General features: G+C 71.1%; 13 protein-coding genes. 10 read left to right on the top strand and 3 right to left on the bottom strand.

Features of this window, described 5'->3' with window-relative positions; all coding sequences use genetic code 11:
* Window positions 1-65 precede the first annotated feature (65 nt).
* The gene (locus tag QCD68_RS07875; protein ID WP_301222621.1) at window positions 66-2,132 is read right to left on the bottom strand and encodes an MDR family MFS transporter; all 2,067 of its coding nucleotides are present in this window, start codon (window positions 2,130-2,132) and stop codon (window positions 66-68) included.
* 247 nt (window positions 2,133-2,379) lie between these two features.
* Between QCD68_RS07875 and QCD68_RS07870 the strand changes: the two genes are divergently transcribed.
* Window positions 2,380-2,979 carry a MarR family transcriptional regulator gene (locus tag QCD68_RS07870; protein WP_301222620.1) on the top strand — a complete coding sequence of 200 codons (600 nt, stop codon included), beginning with the start codon at window positions 2,380-2,382 and terminating at the stop codon, window positions 2,977-2,979.
* Window positions 2,980-2,982: 3 nt separating this feature from the next.
* Here QCD68_RS07870 and QCD68_RS07865 read toward each other — a convergent pair whose 3' ends face one another.
* Complete coding sequence (locus QCD68_RS07865) at window positions 2,983-3,555, bottom strand: TetR/AcrR family transcriptional regulator (RefSeq protein ID WP_301222619.1); 573 nt, start codon at window positions 3,553-3,555, stop codon at window positions 2,983-2,985.
* Between the two features lie 67 nt (window positions 3,556-3,622).
* Between QCD68_RS07865 and QCD68_RS07860 the strand changes: the two genes are divergently transcribed.
* From QCD68_RS07860 to QCD68_RS07840, 5 genes are all read left to right on the top strand, one after another.
* Window positions 3,623-4,381 (top strand): SDR family NAD(P)-dependent oxidoreductase, encoded by a 759-nt coding sequence (locus QCD68_RS07860; RefSeq protein ID WP_301222618.1) that lies wholly within the window; start codon window positions 3,623-3,625, stop codon window positions 4,379-4,381.
* Between the two features lie 95 nt (window positions 4,382-4,476).
* On the top strand, window positions 4,477-6,318 hold the full coding sequence (locus tag QCD68_RS07855) for a DEAD/DEAH box helicase (protein WP_111075814.1): 1,842 nt from the start codon (window positions 4,477-4,479) through the stop codon (window positions 6,316-6,318).
* Window positions 6,319-6,522: 204 nt separating this feature from the next.
* Entirely contained in the window at window positions 6,523-6,804 is a 282-nt protein-coding gene (locus QCD68_RS07850; RefSeq protein WP_111075815.1) for a pyrophosphorylase, read from the top strand.
* 151 nt (window positions 6,805-6,955) lie between these two features.
* The gene (locus tag QCD68_RS07845; protein WP_301222617.1) at window positions 6,956-12,376 is read left to right on the top strand and encodes a DUF6531 domain-containing protein; all 5,421 of its coding nucleotides are present in this window, start codon (window positions 6,956-6,958) and stop codon (window positions 12,374-12,376) included.
* Window positions 12,377-12,414: 38 nt separating this feature from the next.
* Window positions 12,415-12,738: a hypothetical protein gene (locus tag QCD68_RS07840; protein ID WP_290157754.1), complete on the top strand. Its 324-nt coding sequence runs from the start codon at window positions 12,415-12,417 to the stop codon at window positions 12,736-12,738.
* Between the two features lie 7 nt (window positions 12,739-12,745).
* On the opposite strand, the gene QCD68_RS07835 is transcribed toward QCD68_RS07840, so the two are convergent.
* Window positions 12,746-13,162 (bottom strand): hypothetical protein, encoded by a 417-nt coding sequence (locus tag QCD68_RS07835; protein WP_301222616.1) that lies wholly within the window; start codon window positions 13,160-13,162, stop codon window positions 12,746-12,748.
* A gap of 22 nt (window positions 13,163-13,184) precedes the next feature.
* On the opposite strand from QCD68_RS07835, the gene QCD68_RS07830 reads away from it, so the two are divergent.
* From QCD68_RS07830 to QCD68_RS07815, 4 genes are all read left to right on the top strand, one after another.
* Window positions 13,185-13,508 carry a hypothetical protein gene (locus QCD68_RS07830; protein ID WP_253467519.1) on the top strand — a complete coding sequence of 108 codons (324 nt, stop codon included), beginning with the start codon at window positions 13,185-13,187 and terminating at the stop codon, window positions 13,506-13,508.
* Window positions 13,509-13,770: 262 nt separating this feature from the next.
* A complete protein-coding gene (locus QCD68_RS07825; protein WP_301222615.1) occupies window positions 13,771-15,795 on the top strand; it encodes a glycosyltransferase in 2,025 nt (674 codons plus the stop codon).
* Window positions 15,792-16,202 carry an ATP-binding protein gene (locus QCD68_RS07820; protein ID WP_111075821.1) on the top strand — a complete coding sequence of 137 codons (411 nt, stop codon included), beginning with the start codon at window positions 15,792-15,794 and terminating at the stop codon, window positions 16,200-16,202. The genes QCD68_RS07825 and QCD68_RS07820 overlap by 4 nt, the downstream gene beginning before the upstream one ends.
* Complete coding sequence (locus QCD68_RS07815) at window positions 16,190-18,736, top strand: OpgC family protein (protein WP_301222614.1); 2,547 nt, start codon at window positions 16,190-16,192, stop codon at window positions 18,734-18,736. Before QCD68_RS07820 ends, QCD68_RS07815 begins: the two co-directional genes overlap by 13 nt.
* Window positions 18,737-18,853: the final 117 nt, after the last annotated feature.

The raw sequence follows: 18,853 nt of genomic DNA, 5'->3' as shown, positions 1-18,853 counted from the left end.
GTGGAGGGACGGGCCGCCCGCACGCTGCCGACACTGGTCGGCGGACGTGCGGGCGGCCCGGGTGGTCACCGACGCTGGGTCGACGTGGAACCGGTCATCGGACCGGTGAAGGAGCCTGCCTCGGCCGCGGCCATGCCGGCCTCGGCTTCGAGCTGTGCCTCGGCGGACATGTCCGCCTGCTCCTGCAGGGCCGAACGCTGGCGCAGCGGCGGCACCTTGAAGAACCAGGTCAGCACGAAGGCGAGCAGGATCACGGCGAGCCCGACCCAGTAGATCGTGACGGACGAGGCGTTGAAGCCGGCCATGAACGGACGGGTCAGGCGCTGGTCGGCACCGGTCAGGAACGAAGTGTCGTTCGTGGCCGAGGCGCTCGAGTCGTCGTTCGCACCCTTGTCGATCTGCTTGACGAGGTCCGGGACGACCTGGTCGACCCAGTAGCCGCGCTGTCCGGCGTCCTTCCAGTCGACCGCGAGCTGTCCGTCGACGACGCTGGCGTGCGCCTGGTCGGCGGCCGTCGCCAGAGCGGTGGTCTCCGCCTGCGGGGTGGCGTCGGCGACCTGCTGGGCGATCACGGTCTCGGCGGCGGCGGCCGGGATCGTGCCGGCGTCGACCTGCGCCTGGACGGCGGCGGTGACCTGCTGGGTGACGGCCTGGTCGGCGGCCTGCTTGGCGGCGGTGGTGCCGCGGTCGAGCCCGGAGTCGATGCTGTCCTGGATCGGGCCGACGATCGGGTCCCAGATCTGGTCCATGACGCCCTGGTTCGCCTTCGCGCTGGCGACGGTGGGGTTCAGTGCTGCGTCGAGGGCGTCGGTCAGGTCGGCCTTGTTCGCCGTGGCGTGCACGATGTTGGCGGGCATCACCGAGAACAGGATCGACAGCAGCACGGCCGTGCCGAGCGTTCCACCGATCTGGCGGAAGAAGGTCGCCGAGCTGGTCGCGACGCCCATGTCCTTCGCCTCGACCGAGCCCTGCGACGCGAGCGTCAGGGACTGCATGACCGAACCGAGTCCGAGACCGATGAGGAACATGCCGATCATCAGGAACCAGAGCGGCTTGTCGATCGTCATGAAGGTCAGGACGACGTAGCCGGCGGAGACCAGGGCGGTGCCGATGACCGGGAAGACCCGGTAGCGGCCGACGCGGGCGACGATCTGACCCGAGGTGATCGAGGCGATCATCAGGCCACCGACCAGGGGCAGCGTGGCGAAGCCGGACTCGGTCGGGCTCAGGCCGACGACGATCTGCAGGTACAGCGGGATGGTCAGCATGGCGCCGAACATCGCGAAGCCGACCAGGAAGCCGATGATCGTCGCCATCGAGAACGTGCCGGAGCGGAAGAGCTTGAGCGGGATGATCGCCGCGTCGCCCATCTTCGACTCGATGATCAGCAGGGCGACCAGGCCGACCGCGCCGATGACGTAGCAGGCGAGTGCGGCGGGGGAGCCCCAGCCCCACGTGCGGCCCTGCTCGGCGACCAGCAGCAGCGGGACGAGGGTGACGATGACCGAGGTCGCGCCCCACCAGTCGACGATCGGCTTGTCGCGCTTGTCGTGCACCTTCGGCAGGTGCAGGAAGACGATCACCATGACGAGCGCGGCGATGCCGATCGGCACGTTGATGAGGAGCACCCAGCGCCAGCCGGTGATGAAGAGGATCTCGGAGGCGCCGGCGAGCAGGCCGCCGATGAGCGGGCCGATGACCGAGGAGATGCCGAAGACGGCGAGGAAGTAGCCCTGGTACTTGGCACGCTCACGCGGGGCGAGGATGTCGCCCATGATCGCGAGCGGCAGCGACATCAGCGCACCGGCACCGATGCCCTGCACGGCGCGGAAGGCGGCGAGCATGAGCATCGACGTGGACATCGACGACAGGACGGCGCCGAGGATGAAGACCACGATGCCGAAGATGTAGAGCGGACGACGGCCGAAGATGTCGGAGAGCTTGCCGTAGATCGGCGTCGCGATGGTCGACGTGATCAGGTAGGCGGTGGTCACCCACGCCTGCTGGTCGAGCCCGTGCAGGTCGTCACCGATGGTGCGGATCGCGGTGCCGAAGACCGTCTGTCCGAGGGACGACAGGAACATGCCCGCCATCAGCCCGTAGATGACGAGCAGGATCTGACGGTGGGTCATCAGGGGTTGCTGACCGGGCGCACCGGTGGTGGCGCTCCGGCCCGACACCGGCGTCTGTGCGGTGGCTGTTGACAATGCGGGTCCTTCTGGTTCGACGTGCCGGACGGCGAGTGCGTCGTCGGGCGGAGGCGAGGCGGGTGCGGGGGCCACCGAGGGGCCGCTGCGCAACCTGAAACATTGCAGGCTCCGCAACTTTACATCGATTGCGTTCTGCAAGCAACTAGTTGGCGCGTCGTACGATGACGCCGTGCCCGAGGACCAACGCCCCGACGAACAGCTGGACGACGAACAGCCGGACGACGACCGGCCCGGCGACGACCGGCCCGAGGCCGAGCGGCTGCTCCGTCGGCAGCTCGACCGGCTCTGGGTGCGCCAGACGCTGCGCACGGTGCTCATCGAGCAGTCCGGCGGACTCGACCCGACCGCCCGGGTGATCCTGCGGGCCGTCGAGCGCCTGGGCGCGGTCCGCTCGACCGCCGTCGCCGAGCGCACCGGCCTGTCGCGACCGGTGGTCAGCCGGCGGATCGCGGGGCTCGTCGACGCCGGCTACGTCCGCACCACCCCGGACCCGGACGACGGTCGCGCGGCCCTGCTCGCACTGGCGCCGGCCGGACGTGCCCTGTTGGACGGCCTCGACGCGCAGGGGGACGCGGTGTTCGACGACGTCACGAGCGTGTTCGACGGGCAGGAACTGCGCGACCTCGCCCGGCTGCTGGCGCGGTTCAACGACCGTGCGGCCGAGGTCCTCGGCGCAGGTGGCGAGGCCGCCCCGGGTGGCCCGCTCGCCCCGGATGGCCCGGTCGCCCCGGGCGGCCAGGCCGACCCGGACAGACCGGCCGCCGGCTAGGGCTCACACCAGCCCGGCGAGCACCCCGTCCACGACCTCGGCCGGTCCGCCGGCGCCGCCGTTCAGGGCCCACCAGGTCAGGGCCGCGTCCGCCGCTGCCGCGAACACCGCGCAGCGCACCTGCACGGCCAGGTCCTCCTCGGAGACCCCGTCGCGCCCGGCCACGAACGCCACCAGGGTGTGCTCGAGCTCGGTGATGAAGAAGGCACCCTCCTGCCCGAGGCTGGGGTTCGCCCGGATCACGCGGAGGCGCCGTCGCGTGAGGTCGACCGCCTCGGCGGGGAACGTCGCAGCGATCCGGTAGGCGGCCCGGAGCGCGTCGCCCGAGGACTCGTCGTACGGTCGGCTGGCGAGGGCGTCCTCGAAGCGCTCCCGGAACTCGTCGAGACCGCCCCAGACCAGCGAGCCCTTCGTCGGGAAGAGCCGGAAGAGCGAGCGGCGGCTGACCCCGGCCTCGGCGGCGACGTCGTCCATCGACACCGCGTCGTAGGTGCGCTCGTCGAACAGCCGCAGGGCGACGAGGGACACCGCATCGGGGTCGATCGTGCGCGGACGCCCCGGAGGTCGGTCGTTCATGCTCCCCTTTCGGCACTGAGTGCTACAACTGTGGTGCGCAGGCAGCGCGACTCAGTGAGGAGACCCCATGACCGACACCACCGCCGGACGGTTCGCCGGCTCGACCATCATCGTCACCGGAGCGGGATCCGGCATCGGACGCGCCACGGCCACCCGCATCGCGCAGGAGGGCGGCCGCGTCATCGCCACCGACGTCGTCGCCGCGCGCCTCGACGCGCTCCGCACCGAGCTCGGCGGCCTCGACGTGCACACCGTCGTCGGGGACGTCGCCGCGAGTGCGACCATCGACGCCCTCATCGCCGCAGCGGGCGACCGCATCGACGGGCTCGCCAACGTCGCCGGCATCATGGACGCGTTCCTGCCGCCGGACGAGGTCGACGACGCCACCTGGGAGCGCGTCTTCAGCGTCAACGTCACCGGGCCGATGCGCTTGACCCGCGCCGTACTGCCGCTGATGATCGCGGCCGGCAAGGGCTCCGTCGTGAACGTCGCGTCCGAGGCCGCGCTCAAGGCCTCCGCCGCCGGTGCCGCGTACACGTCGTCCAAGCACGCCATCGCCGGGTACACCAAGAGCGTCGCGTTCTTCCATGGTCCCCAGGGCATCCGCGCCAACGCCGTCGCCCCGGGAGCCGTCGCGACGAACATCGAGGCGCCCATGAAGAGCGAGTACGCCGCCCACCGCGTGGGCCCGATCATGCAGACCACCATCCCCCCGGTCGCCCAGCCGGAGCAGCTCGCGGCGGCCATCACGTGGCTCCTCAGCGACGACTCCGCCAACGTCAACGGGGCGGTCCTGCCGAGCGACGGCGGCTGGTCCGTCGTCTGAACCGACCCCCAGACGGACGGGAGGCACGTGGTGACGCCGCCACGCGCCTCCCGTCCGTCTGGGGTCCAGCCCGAAAACGGGATACCGTTCTCCCCATGAGCACCGAGAACACCACCCCCGCCGAAGCCGTCGACGAGGAGCCCGTGATCACCTTCGCCGACCTCGGGCTCAGCGACCCCGTCCTCAAGGCCGTCAAGGACATCGGGTACGAGACCCCCTCCGCGATCCAGGCCGCCACCATCCCGATCCTGCTCGAGGGCCGCGACGTCGTCGGCCTCGCCCAGACGGGTACCGGCAAGACCGCCGCGTTCGCGCTGCCCGTGCTGTCCCGCATGGAAGCCGGCTCGAAGCTGCCGCAGGCACTCGTCCTGTCCCCGACCCGTGAGCTCGCGCTCCAGGTCTGCGAAGCGTTCGAGCAGTACGCCGCCCACATGAAGCACGTCCACGTCCTGCCGGTCTACGGCGGCCAGGCGTACGGCGTGCAGCTGTCCGCCCTCCGTCGCGGCGTCGACGTCGTCGTGGGCACCCCCGGTCGCATCATGGACCACATCGCCAAGGGCACCCTCGACCTGTCCGAGCTGAAGTACCTGGTGCTCGACGAGGCCGACGAGATGCTCAAGATGGGCTTCGCCGAGGACGTCGAGACGATCCTCGCCGAGACGCCGGACACGAAGCAGGTCGCGCTCTTCTCCGCGACGATGCCCGCGCAGATCCGTCGCATCTCGAAGCAGTACCTCAACGACCCGGCCGAGATCACGGTCAAGGCGAAGACCACCACCTCGGCGAACACGACGCAGCGCTACCTGGTCGTGTCGTACCCGCAGAAGGTCGACGCCCTGACCCGCATCCTCGAGGTCGAGGACTTCGAGGGCATGATCGTCTTCGTCCGCACGAAGAGCGAGACCGAGACCCTGGCCGAGAAGCTCCGCGCCCGCGGGTACGCCGCCGCCGCCATCAGCGGTGACGTCGCCCAGGCCCAGCGTGAGCGGACCGTCAACCAGCTGAAGTCCGGCAAGCTCGACATCCTGGTCGCCACCGACGTCGCCGCCCGCGGGCTCGACGTCGACCGCATCACCCACGTGGTGAACTTCGACATCCCGATCGACACCGAGTCGTACGTGCACCGCATCGGCCGCACCGGTCGTGCCGGCCGGTCGGGTGCCGCGATCAGCTTCGTCACCCCGCGTGAGCGTCGCCTGCTCACCGCGATCGAGAAGGCCACCCGTCAGCCGCTCACCCAGATGCAGCTGCCGAGCGTCGAGGACGTCAACTCGACCCGCCTGACCCGCTTCGACGACGCGATCACTGCCGCCCTCGGGCAGGAGTCCCGCGTCAGCGCGTTCCGCGACATCATCGCCCACTACGTCGAGCACCACGACGTGCCGGAGTCCGACGTCGCCGCAGCCCTGGCCGTCGTGGCGCAGGGGGACACCCCGCTGCTCCTCGACCCCGCGGACGACCGCGCGCGCCAGCAGATCGAGCGCGACGAGCGTCGCAGCCGCGACGACCGTCCGGCCCGTGATCGTGACCGTGACGGCGACAGCGGTGGTGGCGACCGCCGCCGTCGCTCGGTGCCGATGACCGCGTACCGCATCGAGGTCGGCCGTCGCCACCGCGTCGAGCCGCGCCAGATCGTCGGTGCACTCGCCAACGAGGGCGGCCTGCGCCGCGACGACTTCGGCGCGATCCAGATCCGTCCGGACTTCTCCGTCGTGGAGCTGCCGGCCGACATGGACTCCGGCGTCCTCGACCGTCTGCGCGACACCCGCATCAGCGGCAAGCTCATCGAGATCCGTCCGGACAGCCGGGGCGGTGTGCGTCGCGAGAGCGGCACCCGTCGTGACGGCGCCCGCTACGGCGACCGCGACGACCGTGGCTCGCGTGACGACCGCGGTGGCTACGGCGACGACCGCAAGCCGCGCCACACGCGCGACTGACGCAGTGACGTCCGAGTCGGTCGCGTGGTGACGCGCGCACCGGTCTGACAGGAGGCCCGACACCAGCTGGTGTCGGGCCTCCGGTCATGTCTGTGGAGAACCTGGCCCGTCGGCCCGGCGACCCGGTATGGTTGACGACGTCAGAGCCTCCGGGGGATCTTCTGCGCGGGGGTGCAGGTACGAAGAGAAGAAGAGGGGTTCACCATGTCGCGTGTGCTTTCGACCGAACAGGCGAAGACCGCCATCCGCCAGATCCAGTCCATCGTGAACGGTGGCTTCACGGACCAGATCTCGCAGCTCGACGCCCAGGGGCGCGTGCTGTCCGACTCGAACGTGTGGGACGGCCCGCTGGCGTCGAACTTCCGTGGGTCGACCTGGCCCGAGACGAAGGCTGCGCTGGACAAGGCGAAGACCGAACTCGAGCAGCTCCGCACGCAGCTCGACAAGATCTCGCAGGACATCTTCACGGCGGGTGGCGGCGCGTAAGCAGCCGTTCACGCAGCGCCCGGGCCGTCGACCAGTTCGACGGACCGGGCCGCTGTCGTCTGTGGGGGCGGGCTGAGCTCCCGGGACGACCAGCACGACAAGTACGACAAGTACGACCAGCACGACCAGGACGACGACCGGGGGACGGGACATGAGCGACTTGCACGGGGCAGCACCACTCGAGTTCGACAACGCGACGGCCGACGCGCTCATCGCCGAGCTGACGTCGACCGCGGACACGATCGAGGGGCAGTCCGCCAGTCGAGCGTCCTACGTCACGACCGCCGCCACGGACTTCCGCGGTCACTTCGCCGACCTCTTCGGCCAGAACGCGACGACCGCCGCGACCGACGCCACCCGGCTGACCGGGACCCTCCGCGAGGTCGCGGGATGGGTCCGGATCCTCAAGACCGCTGCCGAGCAGGAGAACGCGCGTCGCAAGCGCGCCCGCGACTGGCAGAAGGAGCACGACGACCGCAACTTGCTCGAGGTCGGTCACGACTGGCTGTTCGGCGAGGACAAGCCGCCGTCGGAAGCGCCCGAACCCGAGCCGGTGTTCCAGTCCAGCACGCCGCCCGCGGGCACGCGGCAGACGCCGACGCCGGGCTCCGGTGGCGGCGGGGGCGGTGGGACGTCGTCGGCCCGTCCCGACGACCTCCGGTCCTTCGCCACCGGCTCCGGGGACCTGAACGGGCAGCTGACCGGCCGTGGTTCGGCGCTCCGCGGCAAGCTCGACGACTTCGCGTCCCGCTGCAAGTGGGGCTCCATCAGCGCGCACGGCGTCGCCAGCGCGATCGACGGCTGGCTGACCGCGAACGACGCCGACGTCACGTGGGCGAACACCGTCGCCGCCGCGTTCGAGGCCGCCGGTGGCAGCGGAACGGTGTCCACGGTGTCCGACGTCGCCCTCGCCGCCGCGCTGCAGGGCGCCGGGGTGTCCGCCGACCGGTCCGGGCTGACGATCGAGCCGCCGCAGGCCTTCGGTGCGCCGCCGACGACCGGCTACTCGCTCGACCCGGTGAACACCGCGACCGGCAACTTCCTCGAGTCGGAACTCGACCTCGGGTTCACCGGGGCGTCCGAGCAGCTCCGACTCACCCGCATGTACAACTCGCTCGACGACCGCGTGGGCGTGTTCGGCCGCGGATGGGCGTCCGTGCTCGAGACCGCGCTGACCGTCGACGACGAGGGCGCGACCCTGACGCAGGCGGACGGCCGCGTGCTCCGGTTCCCGCGGGACGGCGACGGCTGGGACCAGGCCGTCGGCGAGTACGCCCGACTCGCGCAGGAGGGCGAACGCCTGGTCGTCCGCGACTCCGACGGCGGCTGGTGGGCGTTCACGCCGTCCGGTACCTGGCTGGCAGCCGGCAGCGGCCCGGGCACGACGGTCCGGGTCGAGCGGAGCGCCGACGGGACCGTGTCGCGGCTGGCGCACGAGCGAGGCCGCTGGATCGACGTCGAGACGCTCGACGGCCGGGTCGTCGTGGCGCGCGGCTCGGACGGCCGTCGCGTCGAGTACGAGCACGACGACGCCGGACAGCTCACCCACGTGCACGGTCCGACGGGCACCCGCTCGTACGAGTGGAACGACGACGGCCTGGTCGTCGCGGTGGTCGACGAGCACGGCGTCGTGGAGGCCCGCAACACCTACGACGGCGACCGTCGCGTCGTCGAGCAGGTCACCCCGCACGGCCGCACCGTCCGGTTCGCCTACCTGCCCGGCCGCGTCACCGTGGTCTCGGACCCGGACGGCTCCCGGTCGAACACGTGGATCGCGGACGCGAAGGGCCGGCTCGTCGGCGTCGTCGACACGGACGACGCACGGCAGTCGATGCACTACGACGCCCGCGGTCGCCTCGTCTCGGTCACCGACCGCGACGGTTCGGTCACCGTGCACGCCGTCGACGACCGCGGCCGGCGGACCCGGACGGTCACGCCCTCGGGTGCTGACATCACCTACGGGTACGACGACCAGGACCGCGTGACCACCGTCGTCACCGAGACCGGCTCCGTCGTGACCTACGAGTACACCGGCGACGAGCGTGACCCGTCCGTCGTCGTCGACCCGGAGGGCGGGCGCAGCGAACTCACCTGGGAACGCGGACTGCTCCGACGTGCGGTCGACCCCACCGGCGTCACCGTCGAGCTCGAGCACGACGAACACGGCGAACTCGTGGCGACCCGGAACGCCCTCGGCGACGTGCTGCGCGTCGAGCGGGACGCCGCCGGACGACCGACCGCGATGACCACCCCCTCCGGTGCCCGCACCGAGTACCGGTACGACGCGGCCGGCCGCCTGACCTCCCGACGCGACGCGGACGGCGCCGAGTGGACCTTCGAACACGAGGGCTCCCGGATCGTCGCCGTGACCGACCCCACCGGTGCCCGCACGGCCTACGGCTACGGGGCGAACGGGGAAGCCGAGCGCACCACCGACCCGCTCGGACGCACCGTGACCCGCACGTTCGACGACCTCGGCAACGTCGCCGCGCTCGACCTGCCCGACGGCGGTCGCTGGAGCTTCGTGCACGACCCGCTGTCCCGGCTGCGTGAGACCGTCGACCCCGAGGGCAACGTCTGGCGACGCGACCACGACCGGAACGGTGCGCTCACCGGCGTCACCGACCCGACCGGTGTCCGAGTCGAGGGCGACACCGACGTGACGACGGGCGTCGCGACGCTCCGGGACGCCTTCGGCACCACGATCGTCCGCCACGACGAGTACGGCCGGCCGATCGAGTCCACCCGTGACGACGGCCAGGCCGAACTCATCACCTACGACCGCTGCGGCCGACCCGTGGAGCTGGTCGACGGCGAGGGCGGTCTGACCCGTTTCGAGCGGGACCTCGCCGGCCGTGTCCTCGCCGTCGTCAGCCCGTCCGGCGCCCGGACGACCTACGAGTACGACGTCTGCGGACGCCCGTCCGCCAGCACGGACCCCCTCGGCGCGCGGACGGTGCTCGGGTACGACGCCGACGGCCGCATCGTCACCCGGACCCTGCCGACCGGTGACGTCGAGCGCACCGCGTACGACGCCGTCGGGCGGGTGACCACGCGGAGCACCCCCGGCGCCGGCACGGCCCGCTACCGATGGGACGCCGCCGGTCGACTCGTCAGCGCCCAGGACGTCCGCTCCGGGCAGCGGCGGTTCCGCTACGACGCGGCCGGGCAGCTCGTGGAGGCCGTCAACGGACTCGGCGGCGTGACCCGGTTCACGCACGACCTCCGCGGCCGGGTGACGAGCGTCACCGACCCGCTCGGCGGTGTGACGACCCACCGGTACGACGGTGCTGACCGTGTCGTCGCCGTGACCGATCCGCTCGGCCGCGAGACCTCGGCGACGTACGACGCCGCGGGCCGCCAGACCGGGCAGACCGACCCCGACGGGCACACCACCACCTGGTCGTTCGACGCATCCGGGCGACAGCACACCGTGGCGGTCGACGGACGGACCGTGTCCGAGGTCCGCTTCGACCGCGCCGCCGGCACCGTCGTGGTCACCGACCACAGCGGCGGGGACGGCCGCGCCTTCGACCACGAACTCCAGCACGACGGCCGTGGGCTGCTCGTCCGCCGCAGCCGCGGGGACCGGTCCGTCACGTGGGAGTACGACGCCGACGGCAACCGCACGGCCCGGACCGAGCCCGACGGCACCCGCACCACCTACCGTCGCGACGCTGCCGGTCGGCTCGTCGCCGTGGAGCGGGTGGGCCTGCCGGTCGTCTCGTTCGTCCTCGACCCGGCCGGACGCCCCGTCCAGGCCGCGGTCGGCGACGTCGTGCACGCCTGGAGCTGGGAGAACGGCCGTCTGGTCGCCCACACCACCACGACGACCGACGGCGCCGACACCACCCGGATCGAGCACGACGCCGAGGACCGCATCCGCGCCGTAGTGCAGGGCGGCCTGACGACCACCTACGAGCACGACGAGGCCGGTCAGCTCGTCCGTGCCGGACACCCGGACGGGTCGTCCTCCACGTGGGCGTACGACGACGCCGGTCGCCTCGTCGCCGAGCACGTCGGTGACACCGGGCGCCGACACGAGCACGACGCCGCCGGCACGCTCCTCGCGAGCACCGACGACGCGACGGACGAACGCGTCGAGTACGTCTCCGACGGGCTCGGTCGCCGCGTCCGCCGCACGGCCGCCGACGGCACGACCACCGAGTACGCGTGGGACGACCTCGGACACCTGAGCGCAGTCGTCGAGCGAGACGCCGCGTACACCGAGACGGGCGCGCACCGCCTCCGCGTCGACGTGCTCGGCGAACCGCTCGAGGTCGACGGCGCCGAGACGTGGTGGGACACCGCGTCCCCGACCCCGTCGCTGCTGTCGATCGGCGGCGTGCACGTCCTCGGCCTGCCGGGCGGGATCACGGCCGTCGGCGACGACTGGGCCCAGCCCACGTGGCGAGCTGCCCGCGCCACCGACACGGCGGACCCGTGGAGCGCGCTCGACGCGGCCACGGGCCTCCCGGCCGGCGTCGACCTGACCGCCACCGGCGGGCTCGCCGTCGCAGGGCTCGAGTGGCTCGGTGCCCGCGTGTACGACCCGTCGGCCCGTGGGTTCCTGTCGGTCGACCCGTTGCCGCCGGTCATCGGTACCGCCTGGTCCGGCAACCCCTACGCCTACGCGGGGAACGACCCGCTGCACGCCGTCGACCCGCTCGGGCTCCGGCCGGCGACGGATGCCGACCTGCAGGCGTACCAGGACGAGCACGGCAGTCACTGGGAGTACGTGGCGGCTGGCGTCGTCGGAGGCGCCGGGGTCATCCTCGGTGTCGCGCTGCTCGCGACCGGCGTCGGCGGTCCGGCCGGCATCGCGCTGATGGCGGCATCCGGCGCGATGGTCAGCGGCGCGATCTCGACCGCCTCCCAGAAGGCGACGAAGGGCAGCGTCGACTGGGGCCAGGTCGCTGTCGACACGGCTGTCGGCGGGATCACCGGCGCCCTCGGCGGCGGCGGGATGATGGTGGCAGGCCGTGCCGCAGCGCGCGCCGCCACTGCCGCGTCAGCGTCACGTATGGTCAGCGCTGCGACGGTCAACGCATCAGTGAACGGTGTCGCCGGTGCCGCGAGCAGCGGGGTGTCCTACGCGATCAACCACGACGGAAAGTGGGACAACCGCGAGTTCGTCGGCCAGATGGTCGGCGGTGGCGCGAGCTCCGCTCTCGGGAGTCTCGCAGGCCCGGCCGGTGGGACCTTCGCGCAACGGTTCGGGCAGGCCACCAACTCGATGACGGCTCGGATGGCGACGCTCGGGTTCGGCGCCAGCAGCAGCGTGACGGGCGGCGCAGCCGGTGACCTCGTCAGCGGGAAGCAGCTGTCGGGTTGGGACGCGACGTGGAACGCTGCGATGGGAGCGGGTGGCACGATGGTCCCTGGCGGTCAGTCGTCAAGCAGTTCGTTGAACAACCTGGCTGTGAACAACGTCCGGTCGTTGAGCGGGGTGTTCAGCGGGGGTGCCAACGCAATCAGGCTCAACGCGTCTGCCGGTGTCGGCGGCGTCACGGGCATCGTCACCGACACCGCGCACCACACGCTCCAGAACATTGGGTACTACCCGAAATGACACAGACAAAGCGCTGGCGCGGACAGCGACAGCATCCGGTGAACTTGATCGCGGCGGCGTGCCTGCTCGTTGTGGGTATCGGGGTCCCGATCGGTATCGCGGGCGGGCACGCCGACGTTCTCGCTCCGTACCTGGCGGTGGGTTTCGTCGCCGGACTCATCTGGGCAGGGAGTGTGTTCGCACTGCTCCGACCGGTGATTGCGTCGTTGCTCCTCGTGGTGGGCATCTTCGGCGCGATGATCCTCTTCACCCGTGTCCTGGACGGGTGGGATGTGGCCCTGCTGCCGTGGATCACCAGCAGTTTTGCGGGGTCGGTCTTCGGCGCGCACCTGCGGTGGATGGTCGAGCGTCGCCGCGCCTGACCTGCGCTCAGCGAGGAAGCGTGTGCACCCACTCGCGGAACGACTTCAGTGCCGGTCCCAGCAGCTGCACCGTCGGCGACACCTCCAGCGGCTCGACGAGCAGGGTCAGGCTCTCCGCCGGCGCACCGCGGAGCCAATGCCCTGCGATGGAGTCGTCCGCGGCGTCGTCCGGCCACATGAGGAAGGCGATCGGCGGCTGGATGACGTTCTCGACGGTGTTGAGGTCGTGGTCGACGAGCTGCTGGACCTCACGCACCGCGAACACCGGTGAGACCGTCCCGTCGAAGACCATGACGCCCGGGATGGTCTTGCCCTTGCGGCCGATCGGCAGCGGCACGCACTGCGCCGAGACGCCGTCCGACTGCCAGGGTGCCAGCGTGCTGAGGTCGACCGGTTCCGCGTCACGTCGTGTTCGTCCGAACATGGGGTGAGTCTAGGCTCGCGGTGTGCGGGGGCGGGTGGAACGACTGGCGGATGCGGTCGACGCGATCGTGCCGCTCGTGCGTGAGGTCGACGACGTCGGGGGTCGGAACGCCGAGCGTTTCCAGGCCGCCGCGGACCGGCTGCGGAGCGTCCCACTCACCCGAGCGGATCGGAACACGGTTCTCCGTGATCTCGAGGCCTTGCTCGGGGCCGGGTCCGGACGGCTCTCCGACCGCTACCTGGTGCACGACGACGGCCGACCCGACCTCGAGCGGTCGCGGACGTTCACCGAGCTCGTCGCGCGGATCCGCTCGCAGGCCTGGTGGCTCCGGCACCTGCCGTTCTGACCGCCGTCCTGCACAGCGTCGAGCAGCACCTCCGGCGTCCCCAGATCGGGGCATCCTGCTGACAGGTGTCGCCCCGCTGCGGTAGACAAGACAGCACGCCGGAGTCGACCCGAACGACGCCGAGCGGACGGCGCCGCCCGTGGACCCTGGATCCGCCGACGGCACCGGATGGGATACCCGTGCGCGGCAACCGCGTGCGCGGGACTTCGGGGATCAGGAGGGACGCCGTGCACCGCAGCGACGGGTCAGCAGGGGTGCGCCGATGACGGCGCTGGACGTCGGTCGACGCGACCGTCGTCGACTGACCGTCGGCACGCCCCGCCGCCGACTCCTGGCCGTCCGGACCGTCGCCGTGCTCGCGGCGGTGTCCGGCCTGAACTACGTCGGCTGGCGCTGGATCGCCTCGGTGAACTGGCACTCGTGGTGGATCGCCGTGCCACTGATCCTCGCCGAGACGTACAGCGTGATCGACTCGGTGCTCTTCGCGTTCGGGGCGTGGAGGCTCCGCGAGCGCGGCGAGCCCCCGACGAAGCCGAGCACCGACGTCACGGTCGACGTCTTCATCACCACGTACAACGAACCGATCGACCTGGTGATGCGCACTGCCCTCGCGGCGAAGGCGATCACGCACCCGCACACGACCTGGGTGCTCGACGACGGCAACCGCCCCGAGATGCGTGCGGCGGCCGAGGCCGCGGGGCTCGGCGTCATCACCCGAGGCAAGGACTGGGTGGACCGTCCGCGGCACGCCAAGGCCGGTAACCTCAACAACGCCCTGCTCGCCACGCAGGGGGAGTTCCTGCTCATCCTCGACGCCGACCAAGTGCCGGAACCCTCGATCCTCGACCGCACCCTCGGCTACTTCAAGGACGAGCGGATGGCGCTCGTGCAGACCCCGCAGTGGTTCGAGAACGTGCCCGACTCGGACCCGCTCGGCAGCCAGGCGCCGCTGTTCTACGGACCGATCCAGCAGTCGAAGGACGGCTGGAACGCCGCGTTCTTCTGCGGGTCGAACGCGATCCTCCGGCGCGAGGCGCTGATGCAGCTCGGCATCACGCGGTACGTGCGGGAGGTCGAGACGAGCGTCCAGCGCACCATCAAGACCGCGAGGAAGCTCCTGGGGCGGGCACGCGAGACCGAGACGGACGAGCGTGTCCTGGTCGCCCTCGACGACGCCGAAGCGGTCGTCGACAGGGCGCGGGACGAGATCGCGTCCGGGGAGCCGCTCGGTGACGTGACCTACCGCTTCCAGCGCGGCATCGACGCGATCGCGTTCCGGTTCGCCGCCGCCGACCTCGAGTCGGTGCGCGCCGACCTCCAGGAGCTCGCGGCGATGTCGACCGACGCGAACACCTTCGCTGGCCTCGACGACGCCGCACTCGACGTCCTCGGGCAGCGGGGTGCGTCGCCGGTGGCCGCGATCGAGTCCATCGCGGTGCTCGCCCGGGCGCTCGACGTGAACCGCGACGACGAGGCGCAGGCGATCATGCCGCTGGCCACGATCTCGGTGACCGAGGACATGGCGACCGCGATGCGTCTGCACGGCCTCGGCTGGCGCTCGGCCTACCACGACGAGATCCTGGCGAAGGGGCTCGCGCCGGAGGACCTCGAGACGATGCTCGTGCAGCGGCTCCGCTGGGCACAGGGCACCATGCAGGTCTTCTTCCGCGAGAACCCCCTGGTGCAGAAGGGCCTGTCGTTCGGGCAGCGCCTGATGTACTTCTCGACGATGTGGAGCTACCTGTCCGGCTTCGCCGCCGTGGTGTACATCGCCGCCCCGGTGCTCTGCCTGTCGTTCGGCGTCGTGCCGGTCCAGGCCTACAGCACCGACTTCTTCGCCCGGCTCATCCCGTTCCTGGTGCTCAACCAGCTGCTGTTCTGGGTGGTCGCCGCGGGCAGACCGACGTGGCGCGGGCAGCAGTACTCGCTGGCGCTCTTCCCGGTGTGGATCGAGTCGGTCACCAGCGCGTTCGAGAACGTCTTCCGCGGCCGGCCGCTCGGCTTCCGCGTGACGCCGAAGGTCCGCGACGCCAGTGCCGCCAAGCCGCGCTGGGACCTCGTGAAGCCGCAGCTCATCGCGATGGCGGCGCTCGCCGCGGCTCTGGTGATGATCGGCATCCGGTACCTGACCGGTCAGGCGGAGGGGATCGCGCCCCTGGTGAACACCGCGTGGGTCGTCTTCGACCTCTTCATCTTCAGCATCGTGATCCGGGCGGTCCGCTACAAGGGCCCTGACGCCCCGGTGGCCCTGGAACACGAGTCCACGACGGTCGGAGGACCTCTGTGAGCACGCACGCGAGCATCGACGTCCCCGCGGTCCCGGCGTCGCTGGACACCGTGCAGGACACCTTCGCCGCGTGGTGGGACGGCCAGGGGATCGACGACCCGACCTTGCGGTTCCGACTGGAGACCGCCCTGGTGGAGGTCGCCGCGAACGTCATCGAGCACACCCGCCGGTCGGACCCGCACGAGGGGCGTCGGTTCGTCCTCGACCTGACCGCCCACGACACCGAGCTCGTCGCGGTGCTGTCGGACAACGGCATGCCCGTGGACATCGACCTCAGCGCCGTGACGATGGCCGACCCGGAGGACGAGGGCGGGCGCGGCCTGGCCCTGGCGATCGCGGCGCTCGACCGCCTCGAACACCACCACGAGGGTGGGCGGAACGTCTGGGTGCTGGTGTGCGACCGGTGACACAGCTCGGGGCGCGGGTCGTCGCCTTCCTCATGGTCATCGGCGTGCTCCTGCTCGGCGGAGCCCTGCCGGCGAACGCCGCGACGAGCACCCCGACGGCCGCCGCGACGAGTACTCCGACGGCCGGCCCGCGGGGTGCCGTCGACCCGCCGACCGGCCGGACCTGGTTCGGCCCCGACCTCGATTGGGGCTCCGACGCTCCCGACGGCTACGAGGGCCGCCTCGGTGCGACCCCGTCGATGTACGGCGTCGAGATCGCCTACCCGCTCGACGCAGGTGCTCAGCAGCAGTTCCTCCGCTCCACCCGGGCCGCCGCGGCCCAGGGTGCCGTGCTGGTCGTCAGCCTGGTGCCCGACCAGTCGCTCGGATCCCTGACGACCGCCGACGCCCGTCGCGCGAACACCCTGTTCGAGCGAGCCCACCGGCAGTACGACACCCAGCTCCTGGTCCGCTTCGCCCCGCAGATGAACGGCACGTGGGTGCGCTGGGGACAGCAGCCGACGCAGTTCGTGCGGGCCTTCCGGACGGTCGCGAAGCAGGTGCACGCCGGGGACTCGGATGCCCGCATGGTGTGGTCGCCTTCCTACGGCGCCGGCTACCCGTTCGGTTCGTCCGCGGGCCGTCTGGCGGACCTGTCGGCGACCGACACCGAGAAGCTCGACACCAACGGCGACGGCCGGCTCACCGCCGCCGACGACCCCTACGAGCCGTACTGGCCCGGGGCGTCGTCCGTCGACTGGGTCGGCCTGTCGATGTTCTTCTTCGGCAAGGGCAAGGCGACCGAGGCAGCCGGCCGTGACGTCCCGCTGACGCGCAACGACGTGCCGGCGTCGGACGAGGTCGCACAGCGCTTCGCCGAACGCTGGGGCTACGACCAGCAGCAGCCCCGGTCCTTCGTCGACCGGTTCGCCGTCGACCGAGACCGCCCGATGCTGCTCGACACGGGCGCGCTCTACGACCACTCCCTCGGTGGTGCCGGCGAGCTGCAGGTGAAGCAGAGCTGGTGGCGGCAGGTGTTCGCCGAGGTGCGGGAGACCCCCGAGATCCGCGGGGTGACGTACATCGAGGCGAACCGTCGGGAACCCGAGGCCGGCAACCGCGTGGCCGACTGGCGCTTCGCGAAGGCCCCGGGGATCGCCGGGTCATTCCGCACGGACCTCCAGGACGCCGACCAGTTCGTGTTCGGTCCGGTCACCGACCGGGTCACCCCGCAGCAGGGCGCCGCCGCGACGAACCAGCAGCTCGACACCGGTGGCGACCAGATGGCGTGGATCGTCTGGCTGGCGGCGGGCCTGGCGCTCGTGTTCGTGGTCAGCGGGCTGGTCGGACGGCTCGTGCCCAGCTGGCGCTACCCGGACGACGGCAAGCCGGGGCGCGATCTGCGACTCGACCTGTTCCGCGGGTTCATCATCCTCGCCGTGGTGATCACCCACATCGAGGTCTCCGGCCCGTACTCGTACCTGACGCTGCACGCGGTCGGCGCGATCACCGGTGCCGAGATGTTCGTGTTCCTCTCCGGCATGGTGCTCGGCATGGTCTACCCGCTCGGCATCGCCCGGTTCGGCGAGTGGGCGTCGGCGATCGGTGCGTGGAAGCGTGCCCGGAAGCAGTACCTCGTCACGCTCGCAGTGATCCTCATCGTCTTCGCACTGAGCTTCGTGCCGCTGTTGAACACGGACGCGATCACGACCTTCACCGACCGGGGCACGGGTCTCGACGGCGTGCAGGCCGAGGGTCGCGTCTACGACCTGTACCCGAACGCGATGCAGCTGTTGGCGTACCCGCCGCCCTGGTACGCGATCCGGCAGTTCCTGCTGCTCGAGATGGGCCCGTGGCCGTTCAACATCATGGGCCTGTTCGTGGTGCTCAGCCTGTTCATCCCGGTGTTCATGTGGGTGATCCGACGCGGCTACTGGTGGGCGCTGCTCGTCGTCAGCTGGGCGCTCTACGTCTTCCAGGCGGTGAACCCCGACTTCAAACCGCTGAACTCGCAGTTCGACGCGGTGTTCCCGCTGCTGACCTGGCAGGTGGTCTTCACGCATGGACTGGTCCTCGGGTACTACCGACGCCAGATCACCCGGGCGCTGACCGGCCGGCTCGGCAAGGTCCTGATCGGCGTGCTGATCTGCGGGTACGCAGCCTTCCTGGTCTACGTCTGGGCCGGCGACCGCTTCGACTTCACGCCGACTCCGTTCCCGGCCTCGATGTACCAGGACCTCTACAACACCGCGTACCAGCGGGTGGACCTGCAGTGGGGCCGTCTGATCGACATCGCGTTCTTCGCGATCGTGTCGTACGCGATCCTCACCGTGTTCTGGAAGCCCGTGAACGCCGTCATCGGGTGGCTGTGGATCCCGCTCGGGCAGGCCAGCCTCTACGTGTTCGTGTGGCAGGTCTTCTTCGCGCTGGTGATCGCGTCGCTGCCCCTCGACTACGGCAACGTCTGGATCGGCACCGCCGTGCACACCGCGCTGATCCTGCTCAGCTGGTACATGATCCGGCGGAAGTTCCTGTTCTCGGTCATCCCGCGCTGACATCCGGCAGCGGCTGACACCCGGCAGCGGCACACGCCCGGCAGCGGCACACACCCGGCACCAACCGGGCCACGAGACGGACGGGAGGCCCGTCACCAGCTGGTGACGAGCCTCCCG

The organism is Curtobacterium sp. PsM8 (assembly GCF_030433875.1).
GTDB lineage: Bacteria > Actinomycetota > Actinomycetes > Actinomycetales > Microbacteriaceae > Curtobacterium.
The sequence above is the reverse complement of the archived record's forward strand: the minus strand, read 5'-3'. Positions and strand labels throughout refer to the sequence as shown.